The 13,300-nt window shown below is 46.9% G+C and carries 11 protein-coding genes and 1 pseudogene; 2 read left to right on the forward strand and 10 right to left on the reverse strand.

All coding sequences use genetic code 11. The features are described from left to right. Positions 1 to 132 (forward strand): annotated as a pseudogene (locus VF639_RS25505) (IS701 family transposase); the annotation flags it as partial. Positions 133 to 1,042: 910 nt separating this feature from the next. Then, entirely contained in the window at positions 1,043 to 2,053 is a 1,011-nt protein-coding gene (locus VF639_RS17470) for a glycosyltransferase family 2 protein (RefSeq protein WP_331147218.1), read from the forward strand. 71 nt (positions 2,054 to 2,124) lie between these two features. Here VF639_RS17470 and VF639_RS17475 read toward each other — a convergent pair whose 3' ends face one another. The 10 genes from VF639_RS17475 to VF639_RS17515 form a co-directional block, all read right to left on the reverse strand. After that, entirely contained in the window at positions 2,125 to 2,907 is a 783-nt protein-coding gene (locus VF639_RS17475; protein ID WP_331147219.1) for an IS3 family transposase, read from the reverse strand. A gap of 64 nt (positions 2,908 to 2,971) precedes the next feature. Next, positions 2,972 to 3,280: a transposase gene (locus VF639_RS17480; protein ID WP_331147220.1), complete on the reverse strand. Its 309-nt coding sequence runs from the start codon at positions 3,278 to 3,280 to the stop codon at positions 2,972 to 2,974. Positions 3,281 to 3,730: 450 nt separating this feature from the next. Next, entirely contained in the window at positions 3,731 to 4,975 is a 1,245-nt protein-coding gene (locus tag VF639_RS17485; RefSeq protein ID WP_331147221.1) for a WcaI family glycosyltransferase, read from the reverse strand. Positions 4,976 to 5,022: 47 nt separating this feature from the next. After that, positions 5,023 to 5,574 carry a WcaF family extracellular polysaccharide biosynthesis acetyltransferase gene (locus VF639_RS17490; RefSeq protein ID WP_331147222.1) on the reverse strand — a complete coding sequence of 184 codons (552 nt, stop codon included), beginning with the start codon at positions 5,572 to 5,574 and terminating at the stop codon, positions 5,023 to 5,025. A 9-nt stretch (positions 5,575 to 5,583) separates the two neighbouring features. Beyond that, positions 5,584 to 6,015, reverse strand: coding sequence for a VanZ family protein (locus VF639_RS25415; protein ID WP_414654748.1), 432 nt, complete (start codon positions 6,013 to 6,015; stop codon positions 5,584 to 5,586). 59 nt (positions 6,016 to 6,074) lie between these two features. After that, entirely contained in the window at positions 6,075 to 7,220 is a 1,146-nt protein-coding gene (locus VF639_RS17495) for an XrtY-associated glycosyltransferase XYAG1 (protein WP_331147223.1), read from the reverse strand. Positions 7,221 to 7,222: 2 nt separating this feature from the next. Next, positions 7,223 to 8,413, reverse strand: coding sequence for a glycosyltransferase (locus VF639_RS17500; protein WP_331147224.1), 1,191 nt, complete (start codon positions 8,411 to 8,413; stop codon positions 7,223 to 7,225). Positions 8,414 to 8,467: 54 nt separating this feature from the next. Then, a complete protein-coding gene (locus VF639_RS17505; protein ID WP_331147225.1) occupies positions 8,468 to 9,829 on the reverse strand; it encodes a hypothetical protein in 1,362 nt (453 codons plus the stop codon). Between the two features lie 28 nt (positions 9,830 to 9,857). Then, positions 9,858 to 12,230 (reverse strand): GumC family protein, encoded by a 2,373-nt coding sequence (locus VF639_RS17510; protein WP_331147226.1) that lies wholly within the window; start codon positions 12,228 to 12,230, stop codon positions 9,858 to 9,860. Between the two features lie 34 nt (positions 12,231 to 12,264). Continuing rightward, a complete protein-coding gene (locus VF639_RS17515; protein ID WP_331147227.1) occupies positions 12,265 to 13,065 on the reverse strand; it encodes a polysaccharide biosynthesis/export family protein in 801 nt (266 codons plus the stop codon). Positions 13,066 to 13,300: the final 235 nt, after the last annotated feature.

The raw sequence follows: 13,300 nt of genomic DNA on the forward strand, positions 1-13,300 counted from the left end.
GCCGTGTTGGCCTACACCAAACTGGAGGCCCTCAAGCTCAAGTGCGGCATCGGGCATTTTCGCCTCAAAGCTCAACTCTATGCCGTCGGCCTAAAAGCCATGTACCGGCAACTCGGGCAACTCCGTGCGTAACATCAGTTAGTAAGACGCAGTATAACGGGTAATAGTTTGGTTTTCAGGAAAGAATTAAAGCTTATTAGTATGATACAAAGTGTCTTAGCTGCACATTAAATCAATATTTAATTAATATCGTCTCGATTGGTAGAAGCTATGGAGGCAAGCTAGTGTGAGAAGCAATGAGCGTTCTTGACATTGTAGCTTCCAGAACAGCATGGGTTTACGTTGCTAAGTCAGCTTGAGCTCCTTAGACCGATGTGAGGGGGAACACCATTGTAGGTAAGAAATAACGTATGCAGAATATTTGGCTATGTGTCTTAGCCACAACTTCCAATTGATAGTAGTTGAAAGCTTATATGGTTCAGCTCTTTCACTGGTCTGTAAGCCAACGCCTAATGTCCTGGGTAATCGGTACCCTGCTCCTATACTGCAATGCATGAAATTGAGCGAATTGCCAAGCGAACCCGTCTTGCGAGTCGATTACAAAGCCAACTTCCTACGGTGATTACCGTTAGCAATCCTGCCTCAATAGAGGGGCGGTATACTAGGCGATGCAGTGGCTGCCATTGTCCGTCTATTACGATACTAGAGAGGTGCAATTCTTTACAGCAAAATGTGCCTAGCCCAATTTAAACTTGCAGAATTACTGTACTAGAAGTGTCTTTAATTATCTTGCGGACGGCACCTGCAAGTAAATGGTGCAGCTTACATGGTATTTGTAGCTGTAAACTGCTTGCAAAACATTAGAGAACCTATAGTCTTTTAAGTTACATAAAAGGTATTAATCTGCTATAGAACAGTCTTTTTTCAGTAAGGCAATGGGTATCACTCGTACTAGTGTGATATGGAAAAGCCTACTATGAATAAACGTTTTTAAGCTCTCTTCCCGTAATAAATAAAAGAGAGTTTAATAATCAATAAACTAATGAAGGTTTCAGTCTGCATTCCTACATACAACCAGTCGCAGTATTTAGCAATTGCTGTGCGTAGTGCGTTCAACCAAACAGTGGCACCAAGCGAAATCATTATTTTTGATGATTGCAGCACTGACAGCACAGCCGAAGTTCTGCAAGAGCTAGCTAAAGAAATACCAGTACTAAACGTTTTTCGTCAGCCGAAAAATGTCGGTATTTCTAAAAACACCGACGAATGTCTGCGGAAAGCGGCCGGCGAATTCATTGTCAGACTTGATTCCGATGATATTCTAACGCCTACTTATATTGAAAAGCTTTCTACACTATTGTCGAATCAGCCTGATGCAGCTTATGCCCACGGCGCTATCCAAGAAATCGACCAGCATGGAAGCTTCCTTCGGCAAAGACTGCTAATCCGGCAAGCAGGCTTTCAAAATAGTGAAGATGCTTTGTTGGCCTCCAAAAAGGGATATAGAGTAGCGGCCAACATCATTATGTTTCGGCGCGCAGCGCTGGAAGCAGTTAACTACAATACGGGACGGCCGAATTCTGCGGAAGACTTTCACCTCTCGGCTGCGTTAGCGGCGGCCGGCTATGGCAACATTTACCTCGACGAAATCTTGGCTTTCTACCGAGTGTGGTCTGATGCCGGTAAGGTGCGTCAACGGCGCAAAATGCTGGAGATAGACGGGGTGCGGAAGGTGTTTGAAGAAGTGTTAGAGCCCGCTTATAAAAAGCGTGGTTGGAACATAACTCAACTCTACAAGGAAAGAGCAAACTTTGCGGGAGTATTATCCGATTGCTTAGGTTCCGACGTTTATACCGCACAAGAAAAATCAGAATTAGCTGAGGCTTTAAACCAGTTATCTTCTTCTAAGAGGGCGCAAATGTTTGCTTGGGCCCATATGAATGGATTTGGAGCTGTTTTGAACAGTTATAGTGATTTTATGACAGTGCTGAAATCTACATTCAAAAAATATCGGCGGGGCTTAAAGCAAAGCGATATTCCTAATCCCATTTAGATAATTATGAGGTGGTCCAATTAGGTTGGACAGTTTAGGGCAGTAGTTTGAAGGAGTTGATGATGAGCATGCTACGGCGTTTGATAGCCGGTACTGGAGTGCAGCCGGTCGTGATTATAGTAGTCAAAATAGTCGGCGACGCTGGCCTGCGCGTCGGCCAGGTCGGTGAAAACGGGCCACCCGCGTAGTTCGAGCACCTCGGTTCTGAGCCGGGACCAGGGGCTTTCGGCCTGCGCGTTGTCGTAGCACTCGCCGCGGCGGCTCTGCGAGCGCACGGCCTCGTGGCCGTGGAGCAGTTGCCGGTAGGCGTGGCCGCAGTACTGCCCGCCGCGGTCGGAGTGCACGAGGAGTCCGGGCGTGGGCGGTTGGGCCAAAAAGGCCCGCTGCAAGGCCGTGGTGACCAACTCCTCGGGCATGGTAGCGGCCACATGCCAGCCCACCACGTGCTTGCTGGCCACGTCCTGAAAGGCGCACAAGTAGGCCCATACACCGTTGGCCAGGGGCAAATACGTAATGTCCGACACCCACACCCGGTTAGCCCGAGTGGGTGTGGGCTGGTCCACTACTCGGTTGGGGGCGCAGCGCAGCCCATGGGTTGAGTTGGTTGTGCGCGGGGTGTAGGCTTTGGGCTGGAGCGCGTACAGGCTCCGGCGGCGCAGGGCCGTGCGCAGGCGCTGGTGGCCCACCCGGTGGCCTTTTTCACGCAGGGCCACCTGCAGCCGGTGGGTGCCGTAGCGGCGCTGATGGTGCCCAAAGGTCTTGACCAGCGCCGTTTCCCAGGCGGGTGTCTTCGGGCGCCCCACTGCCAGGTGCTGGGCGGCCTGCCAAGCACCTGGCAGTGGGGCGCCCAGCACCTGACCTGGCAAAGCCGCCGCACCGGGTAGTGGCCGCGCTCGGCGGCAATGAAGCGGTAGCGGCTCATTGGTCCGGTGTCTGCGAAAAGATGGCGGTAGCTTTTTTTAAAATCGCCAGCTCCTGCGCCTGCCGCCGATTATCGGCCCGCAGTTGGCGCAGCTCAGCGGCTGTATCCGGGTCCAGGGCAGCCCCCAGCGAGGCGGCCACTGGCGTTTGAGCAGTTCTTTGCCACTGGTAGATTCGTTTTGGGTCGATGTTGAGCGCCCGCGCGGCGGCTTGGGTCGAGCGGCTTTGCTCAGCCAGGCGCAAGGCTTCGGCACGGAAGGCCGCATCATACTTGCGGCGTTTGTCGGGTTTTGGCGTGTCTTTCATGACGACGGAAAGATACCACCCAGTTCTGTCCAGATTAACTAGACCACCTCAGTCCTTTGGCAAATCCATTTCAACGAAGGATATAGAGGCGTCTTTAACAGCGGGGGGCGTGAGGTCGGCTCCCCATAGTTTGGCAGCCGAATATAGCTTCCGCACATAGTTTAGGAACTCTAGGTTGCCACAAGGAAGGTCTAGTGCTTGAATGGAAGCATCCTTGGGAAATCTATTAGCAATATTAGCTAGGATAGTATAATTAACGTCCTTCTGTGTTTGGCCCCGCGCTACAATAAAGTCAGCAGGTAGAGTAGCTTCTGGAGGTATGACGTAAAATTATGAGTTTACAATAGAATGCTAAATAAAAGAGAAAAATATCTGATTGACGTTAAGCTAAAAATTTGTTGTTCAGCTGCATAATCCAATAAAACAGCTACAGGTTATATAGTTACAGCTTCATGAATCAATTACGGTACGTTCGAAGGTTGTCATGATTTTCTCTATTGAAAGATAATTTTCTGCGTACGTGCGAGCATTTTTAGTGAAGTGCTGATTATCTTCATCAATGGCTCTGCGCAAACCTTCGTTTAAAGCTTGTTGATTTTCCGCTTCCACTAGCAACCCCATATTGTATTTCTTCAAAAGCGAATGCAGTCCTGATCCTTCGTTTGCCGTTACCACTGCTAACCCACCAACGGCTAATATAGTAGTCAGCTTAGAGGGCATAACTAAATCGCCAGCTGTGCCCTTTTGAATAACCAGATGAATATCAGCCATATTCAAGAACTGGTTGAATTTCTCGAACGGCTGCAAGGGCAAGAATACAACATTCTTTAGCTGCAAGCCATCAGCCATACTTTGCAGCTTCTCTTTGTAAGGTCCTGAACCACAAATCACAAACTTTACATTCTGTTTGCTCTCGAAGCTTTTGGCAGCGTGCAAAATATACTCTAGCCCTTGCTTTTCGCCTATTGCCCCCGAATACAATACAATAGTGTCGTTGGCGTTAAATCCAAAAATTTCTTTTAAACCGTGCTTATTATCTAACGGAAAGAACAATGAATTGTCAGTCCAGTTGGGAAATAATAAAACTTCTTTCTGGGCTTTAGCTTGTATCTTTTTGATCATATCCTCCGAGATACTGCTAATATGATCAGCCTGGTTGAATATAAACTTTTCCACCTTAAATAAGGTATCAATTATGCCCTTAGAGCGAATCATATTCAAATCCCTGGCAGCTTCGATTTGCAAATCCTGAATATGATAAGCAAACTTAGCTTTCGACAGCTTTTTGCAAAGTATTCCCAATAGTCCGAATTGAAAGGAAGGAGCAACTGTAATAACTATATCGAATTTCTTGGTAAATAATAATTGTATGAGTTTCAACGCTGCAGTTAAAGAGAATGACATATCTAACAGCATTCGCTTTAGGCCCGAAGGAGCCGCGGGCACATACATCGGGCACCGATGAACGAGTAGCGTGCTCCCCGGAGCAAGCGCAACCGCTTCTGTTTTGAAGCTATACCGGCTGTTGTAGTAAGAAGAGTCAACCTTCCACTGCGGGTAATAAGGATACGCCGTAATTACCTCGCACTGGTAGTTGTTTTTCGCTAGCCAGGCCATCATTTCTCCGCTGTACTTGCCAATGCCTGTCGGCTCAGGAGAAAAGTTGTACCCAATAAGCAATATTCTTTTCTTCATGCTACGAGGAAATCAGGTGGAGCTATGCGCAGTTTTTTCAGCTGCACTTATTTAACTATTTCGCGCTTACGCATATAAACTGCAGGATTTCCGGCGTAAATACCCCAGGCATCCAAGTTTTTGGTGGCCACCGAATGCACCGTTAGAATCGAGTGAGAAGCACAGCTCACGCCAGGGCATACCACTGATTGAGCGCCTATCCATACGCCATCTTCCAACTTAATCTTACCTAATTTATAAGGAAAGCTACTCACTTTGTAGTCGTGGTTGCCAGTGAGAAGCATGGCACCTTGCGAGAGGGTGACATTGTTGCCAATAGCCACGTCTTCCAAATTATCAATCCAGACCGATTCTCCTATCCAGCAGTTTTTGCCAATAGTTAAACGCCAGGGGTTCTTGATGCGCACTTTGTTTTTGATTACTAGGCCTTCTCCCACCTGTGCCCCGAATGCTATCAGCAACGACCGTTTTAGCTTGTAAGGCCATGGAAAAAAACTGTCCATGATCAGGTAGTTGAAAAAGAACCAAATCAATACTTTCAACTTAGGCCCTGCTACGTAGCCATCCGTATCGAACTTAGATAAATCGGTCTGCAACATACAACAACTTTATCTTGCTTGATTTTTGAGCGCTGCCCAGAGTATTTTATATAAATAAATTCCTATGACTACGCCAGTTACGTTTAATATTATATCGTCGATATCGGGAACTCCTATTCGTAGAATAAACTGAATCATTTCAATGGAGAAACTGATTAAAAAGCCTATCAAAATAATTTTCCTTTTCGTGTAAACGCCAAAAATGTTAACCAGAAAAAAAGCTAAAGGAATAAATATAATGATATTGCCAAATAAATTAGCTACATTATTTTCTAAGCCTGTTAGATCTGATCGTCTAAAAGATTGAATTGTGTGTTTAATAGGAATTAGATTTACAAGGTTATCTCTCCACACCAGAGATTGTCTTCTGCGAGAGAAGAAAACTATATAAGTTAATAGTCCTGCGTACAAGAAAAATAATAAAGACCTTACGTGTTTCATCAGATAATAAAAGGTGTGCTTTTCAACGAGAGGTGTCGCAAAGGCATTTTTTAATAAGATTACTGTGGTATTAAAGTTTTATAATAATCTGTGTATTGTTTGGTAAGAAAATTCTTGTCGAAGTCACGGGTGATAATGCCTGGCGCATTTTCATGAATGTACTTTCTCTTATCAACTTCCTGATAAACTAGTTCAAGGTCTATCGCTACTTGGTTGATATCGTTTATGTTGGTAATCCAACCTAGCTGCTTTTCCTCCACATAGCTTGATAAGCCCACACTCTTACCTAAGAGGACGGGTGTTCCTACCGACAAAGATTCGATTACTACTACAGCAAAGTTTTCGTTGTGCGAAGTAAGAGCAAACAGATCTATTTCAGAATAGAATTTCATTTTCTGAACATTATCTTTCCATCCTACCCATTCTATCTTGTCAGCGTTGCCGCATTCTATGGCTAAGTTTTTTAACTTATTAACATATTCTTCCTCGCCTGTACCAGCAACCAATAATTTGTAATTAAAAGATACTTTTGATAAGGCCTGGATGAGAATATCTAGGCCTTTCTTAGGGTCTATTCTGGATATAAACCCAATCGTAAAAACGCTATTTTTTTCTTTTCTTACGGGCGGCTTACTATTATCGAGTTCAACTAAATTGGAAATAACGGCCCCTTCCCATTTGTCTTTTAGTATAAGCTGACTCTCTTCCCACTCCATCGGGGTTGATACGTGGAGAAAGGTGTTTTTAAGTAAAGATTTACCGACTACATTCTGTAGGATCTGCTTCTTTACTTTATTATTTGTAGTCAGAATATAGTCGCAGAACATGCCATGAGGTGAGAGAATTGGTTTCACGCCTCTTAAACGGCAAACAGCCGCTGCCGCTACAATAGCTGGGCTCCACCAAGAGTGGAGGTGTACTACATCGAAATCAGTAACGGTTTGATAGATCTTATTCCAGAAACCAGGTGATAAGTGGGAATTACCTTTGGTATATCTTTTAAAATAATAGACTTTAACGCCATCAACTAATACTTCCTCACCAGTTTTAACATTTAACTCCTCTTTGCCATTAGCGGTAGTTGTGTAAACCGTTACATCGTGGCCATTCCGGACCAACGATTCGGCTAATAAGTACACGACAGCCATTAGGCCTCCATATATATAGGCAGGTTTGTAAACTGGAATTACGAAAAGTATTTTCATGATTAACGGGCCGAACTATGTAGTTCGGCTGTTTTGGTAGTGCAGCTCAAATAGATTTTTTCTATTTGAGCTAACAGATTTTTAGGGTCGAATCTTTTGGCGTTTAAAAGGCCCGCTTCCACCGCCAAGTTTCGCTCGGTGGGGGAGAGGTTAAGAACGTGCTGAAGCAGTTGAGCCACCTCTTTGGCCCAAGCAGCCACCTCTGCTACAGCAGCAGGTCGTTTGGGCGCCAGGAAACCAGCATTTCCTGCTACTTCCGTCATAGGTGCTTCGTTGGTCGTAATAACCAAGCATCCCGAAGCCATGGCCTCGGCAATAGGCCAACCAAAGCCTTCTGCGAGCGAAGGGAAAAGAAACGCTGAAGCCCCCGCGTAGGCTAGCTGGACCAGCTCGTCGGGAATATTCGTGAGGAAATGGATATCCTTGCGGTAAGCCGACTGCTCGTGTAACTGCTCTAAAGCGGGCGTTGGAGACTCGCCAATCAAGAGAAGGGGCAGCGAGCCGCTCGTGTTTTGGCGCCACGCATTGTATATCTCAATTACGCCAGCTCGGTTCTTGTACCACTGATTGCCGCCGATATGGAAAAGGTAGCCAGCAGTTAAGTCGAGCCCGGTCTGCTTAGTTAATGAACTGCGCGCTTCCACCAGATCCACGGGGCTGAACTTCTGGTTCAGCGCATTGTATACCGTTTGGGAGGAGACAGGTGGAGAAGGCAGGAAGTGCGCAAGGTCTTGCTGCGTCTTCTGGGAAACCGATATGAAGTGCTTGGCTTGCGAGTAACCCCGCCGGATGTACTTCTGGTACTGCCGGCCCGACCAACCCGTCGGGTTTTCAGGAATAGCTCCTAAGGCAGAAAATTGCGCTAGAAAGTCGTGGCAGTGAACCACGTGCGGCCGATCAGCTACCAAGGGTACCCAAGGCCCCAAAGCATGGTCAGTGAATACAAAAAGCGTGTCGGGCGAGTAGCTAGCCAAGCGTTTGCGTACGGCACTAGGAAAGGTGATGTACTGGTCAGCGTAGTGCAGCCATTTCCTGAACATTCGGGGGGCAGGAAGGCGGGAAACCGTGGCTTGTGGCGAGAGTATCTCCACCTGATGCCCGCGGTCCTTCATCCCGTCTGCTAGCATTCGGGCAAAGCGGGGCATGCTTTGATGACCGAGGAAGTCGGGGTGGGCAAAGAAAACAATATTCACGACGCTGATTTTTGAGTGATACCAGTGCCACGATGGTGGCCAGACGAATCTAAATCAGCTTGTAGCCACTGCTCTTTTCTGCGGAACACTCCGCAAAGAGGCTACCAGTAATCCAGCTATCAGGGTGCTGAACCCCAACGCGGTTGGCTGTGCCCATTGCCCCTGAGGAATTAGTAGCAGGCCGTTGCTGAGGAGAATCCAGGGAAGGAAGTCGCCAGCACTAAGCTTTCCGTAGCAGGCAAGCCCAACTTTCACGCTGAAGCCTAGCCGAATCATGATGATGATGATGCCAAACAAGGGACCCATCTCACCGATCAGACGCGCCCATTCTTCTTCCGCAATCAAGAACTGAGTGCCACCGCTTAGCAGCATACTGCCCACATTGGTTCCCATACCGATACCATAGCCAAAGAAAGGAGTGTTAGACGAGCCCGTAAGCGCGGCAACCATGCCTCCTAGGTATCGGTTGCCAATGGTACCCTCCAAGCCGCCTTCTGTTTCGCTGGCACTGGTAAAGCGCGATAGAAAGGCTTCGGTGGCATTCTGGAAAAACGTAGCCTGACTTAACACTGCCAGTGCCACAACTAGGGCAAATGCGATAGGAATGATTTTAGACAGATACTGCGGCTTGCGGGCCACGGCTGCTAAAGTGAATATCATAGTTATTCCAACCCCAAACAGCAGCGAGCGGCTGATAGACAACGGTATAGCGGCCATCAGCCCAGCCGTAGCTCCAATCAGGATCAGCCGATTGATACTTTGCGAATTCAGCCAGAAATAGAAAACGAAGCAACCGGCGAACATGAAGAACTGCGTGTTGCCGGACGTAAAAGAGAAGGTGCCTGGCGGCCGAAAATAGTTTAGGGCCCCGCTGTATCCAGCACCCGCCATGTCGCCGCCTACGCCACGATTCACCCACGCCGATTGGGGACTGTAAAACTGCAAGGCAATCAGTACCGTCATCGGAATGGCTATCCACAACGTCACCTTGCCTAGCTTGACTACATCTTCCCGGTTGAAGAGCCGGCCAATCACGAACACCATCGGGAAGTGAAGTACCAGGATTCGGGCCCCGTAGATAGCCACGGCAATGTTGCCGTGGCCCAGAAGCACTGCCGTAAACATGGACAGGATACCAATTAGCATCATGCCAACCATGTAGCCATTAATAGGCAGCAGACCGCGTTGCCAGGTAACAATTAGCAGCCATAATACCAGTGGGTCGCGAACGACAAGCAGAGGAGTTGCTAGACCTGGTAAAAACCATTTGCGCAAGGCTCCCTCAAAAATCAACAGTAAAAAGTAAGCCCAAACCCCTTGCTTGAGCAAGCGGTTTGGGTCTTTTGCTGCGCTCTTCTGCCGCTCCAACATGGCCCTAGATTCCGGGCGAACTGCTATGATGCTGGTAGTGGACACTGCGAAATTACTTAAATACGATAATTGACTATTGCGCCTCTAGGCTTTTCTTCTTCGAGCTTGCAGGTGCATCGTCGCCATAGCCGTAACCGTAGCCATAACCGTAGTTGCCGCCGTTCTCCTTCTTAGCATCGTTGAGCACAATCATCGGGTGATTCAAGCGCTTGTTCTGATAGATGGAGTCGATTATCTCGATTTGCTTTTTGTAAGTGAAGCCGTACCGAAGCAAATAGATAGTAGAATCTACCAGTGGACTTAAGCTGAAGGCATCGGAAACCTGGCCGATTGGAGCCGTATCAATGATGATATGGTCGAAGATATCCTTGAGCTCATTGATGAGGTGCGCCAGCTTGGCCGACATCATCAGTTCGGCTGGGTTAGGTGGCAGTGGCCCCGAGCTTATCACGAACAGGTCCGGTGCTTTTTCCGAAGTCCGAATGATTTCGTTGATCGTGATAGAGTCAGAAGTTAAGTAGTTGGTGATACCAACGTTGTCGTTCAAGCCGAGGCGGGTAGACAGGGTTGGCTTGCGGAGGTCTAGCTCGAGTAGCACTACTTTTTTGCCTGTCAGGGCTAGGCTAGCACCGAGGTTGATGCTGAAGAAGGTTTTGCCTTCACCGCCCATACTAGAGGTGATAAGCATCACCTTGTTCTCTTTGCCAATAGCGGCAAAGTGTAGGTTGGCACGTACCAGCCGGAACATCTCCACTATCGGGCTACGGCTGTCTTTGTTTACCACTACCGCGTTGCGAGAACTGCGGGAGTTGTGGCAGATTTCACCTAGGATAGGCGTAGCAGTTGCCTTCTCCACATCCGAGCGGCTCTGCACTTTATCGTTGAGAAGGTTGCGGATGAAGATACCAGCGAATGGGATGCCGAGGCCAGCAAGTAGCGCAATAAGGTAGATGTTCTGAGGGTTTGGGCTAACGGGGTAAGGCAGGCTTACTGCCTGATCGATAACCCGGGTGTTAGACACCGTAGCAGCCAGAGCCAACGCAACTTCTTCCCGCTTCTGCAACAGGAACAGATAGAGGTTTTGCTTTACAGCTTGCTGTCTGTTGATTTCCAGAAGCTCTCTTTCCATCAAAGGCACCCGCTTGATCTTAGACTGGAAGTTGCCAGAGTTCTGCCTCAAGTTATTGCTGGTAATAACCAAACCCTTCTTGATATTCCGCAGGTTCTCTAAAATATTGAGCCGCAAATTGGCTAGCTGCTCATTGATGCCTACTACCACCGGGTTTTCGGCAGTGCTAGTGCGCAACTGAGTTTCGCGCTGCAGCTGCAACTCGTTGAAGTTGCTGATCAGGCCCTGCAAGGTTGGGTCTTGAATGCCAAGCGTGCTCGGTACCGTTTTGTATTGCGAGGCACCAGCCGACATGTACCGCTCTATGGACTCGAGTACCTGAATTTGAGTGGCCCACTCGGAAAGCTGCCTGTTATAGTCGCTCGCTTGCGATAAGTAGTTGGACGCTTGCGTGGAAACGTCGGTTACTTCGTTTAGGCTCTTGTATTGCTGAACATTTTTCTCTGCACCAGACAGCTCAGCAGTAATATACTTCAGGCGCTCATCCAAGAAAGCAACCGTATTAGCCGCTTTGGCATTCTTGTCTTCAATAGATTCCTTCTCGTATACTTCAATAACCTTATTGATGATATTTTCGCCTCTTTCAGGAATAGGATCAACTATCCCCATAGTAATTACGCTAGCGTTTTTAGCGCTTGGCTTAATATCAACACGCGAAAAAAACATATCAGCTACATCCTTGATGTTTTGAAACTGGATGTTGATCTTTTTGCTGGCGCCTTTGGTATTTGCATAGAATGCAGGACCAGGTACGACCGTAAATGAGCCGTAAGGCTTGGAAATCTCTTGCCCTAATTGATAAACATTGACTTTCCCGTCGCTATCGATCAGCTTGTACGAGTTATTACCCGTCAGCAGAATAGAGAAAGCCGGGTTGGGATATTTCGGGTTCATTTTGCTAGGAATTACCTTGATAGGTAGTCCCTTGCCGTAGATTTCAACGTCACGAATTCGGCCTTCCACCACGTAGCTGATCGACAGATCAAGCTCCCTGATTACTCTCTGCATCAAGGTCTTTGATTTCAAAACCTCTATCTCATCGTCTACATTCTTGGACGACTTGAATAGGTCAGGGTCGTTGAGGGCCATGGCCGAAGAAGTGCCCGACTCAGACCTTTCATCTTTAATAAGAATCAGGCTGGTTGTGTAGTACTGAGGAATGGCGTAATACCGCAAATGGGCATACGCGATACCGATGGCAATAACAGCGCCTAGCAGGAATAAATACCAGTAACGCAGATATTTCGAGAATGCAGATTTTAAATCCAGCGCCTCGCTTCTTTCAGAGGAAAGAGGAAAAAGTTCTTGATTACTCATATTCTTAAAGCGCAGTGTGGAAGTTATCGAGTAATTAATTAGTTCTAAATACGAAATACAAAACGCTAAGTATTGAGGCAACACTACCAATTAGTGGCAGATAGTAGTTAGCTGGATTGGCCTGCAAAATCCTTGTTTTTTCAGGTTCGATATAAACGATATCATTTTGCTGTAGATAGAAATAGGGAGAATTCAAACTTTCCTTGTTGGTTAAGTCAATTCTTGCAGTATTTCTAATCCCATTTTTCTCGCGGATGATCAAAACATTGGTTCTTTTTCCATAAACTGTCATGTCACCAGCCAAACCTAAGGCTTCTACAATGTTTATTCGCTCGGTCGGAACAGTCAAAGTCGTAGGGTGGTTCACCTCACCTACCACAGTTATCTTGAAGTTCAAGAACCGGATGTTGATTATGGGGTTCTTCACGTATTGACTGATCTTTGTAGTCAGCAGTTGAGTGGCTTCTGTTTTTGTTAAGCCAGCTATTTTCAAAGAGCCCAAGACGGGGTAGTTGATGGTGCCAGCCTTATCTACAAGATACCCCTCGTTCAACTTCTCGCCTGAACCTGCACTACCTCCAGGAGTTTGTAAGAGCCCATTGTTAAACAAAACATTGGACTCAGGATTTAAACTGCTTAGCGTAATACTTAATAAGTCGTCGGGTTGAATAACTGCTTCTACTTTGTTGGTGATAGTAGATGTATAAGTTTCTGTTTCCTTTAGGTTACCGAAATACACCAAGTTTCTTCCAGAACCACAAGCAGTAAAAAAAAGCAATACAATAAAATATTGAAAATTCCTTTGCATTTTTGAAACCTTAGGAAGTACGGTCATTATGGTTGATTATTAATAAATCATGCTGATTATAAAAATCAACGATTTATGCGCTTGATTTAGGTGCTAATGTACTTGATTTTGCTAGACTTATCATATTGCTAGCACGATGGAGCCAAGCTCATCAGGGGGCAACCTGCTTGCAAATCAGAGAGTTGAGAGCAACTGAATTCATAGTTCCTTTGCTTGTCGTTCCTGCATTCTTGTGGTCTTAGCTGTGCGGCTAAGACTTGGC

This window comes from Hymenobacter sp. (assembly GCF_036387835.1).
Lineage (GTDB): Bacteria > Bacteroidota > Bacteroidia > Cytophagales > Hymenobacteraceae > Hymenobacter.

What these genes read in the sequence shown, in the direction of transcription:
- VF639_RS17510 (WP_331147226.1), bottom strand. Translation starts at nt 12,230, where the DNA reads ATGAGTAATCAAGAACTTTTTCCTCTTTCCTCTGAAAGAAGCGAGGCG.
- VF639_RS17495 (WP_331147223.1), bottom strand. Translation starts at nt 7,220, where the DNA reads ATGAAAATACTTTTCGTAATTCCAGTTTACAAACCTGCCTATATATAT.
- VF639_RS17480 (WP_331147220.1), bottom strand. Translation starts at nt 3,280, where the DNA reads ATGAAAGACACGCCAAAACCCGACAAACGCCGCAAGTATGATGCGGCC.
- VF639_RS25415 (WP_414654748.1), bottom strand. Translation starts at nt 6,015, where the DNA reads ATGAAACACGTAAGGTCTTTATTATTTTTCTTGTACGCAGGACTATTA.
- VF639_RS17490 (WP_331147222.1), bottom strand. Translation starts at nt 5,574, where the DNA reads ATGTTGCAGACCGATTTATCTAAGTTCGATACGGATGGCTACGTAGCA.
- VF639_RS17515 (WP_331147227.1), bottom strand. Translation starts at nt 13,065, where the DNA reads ATGACCGTACTTCCTAAGGTTTCAAAAATGCAAAGGAATTTTCAATAT.
- VF639_RS17485 (WP_331147221.1), bottom strand. Translation starts at nt 4,975, where the DNA reads ATGAAGAAAAGAATATTGCTTATTGGGTACAACTTTTCTCCTGAGCCG.
- VF639_RS17470 (WP_331147218.1), top strand. Translation starts at nt 1,043, where the DNA reads ATGAAGGTTTCAGTCTGCATTCCTACATACAACCAGTCGCAGTATTTA.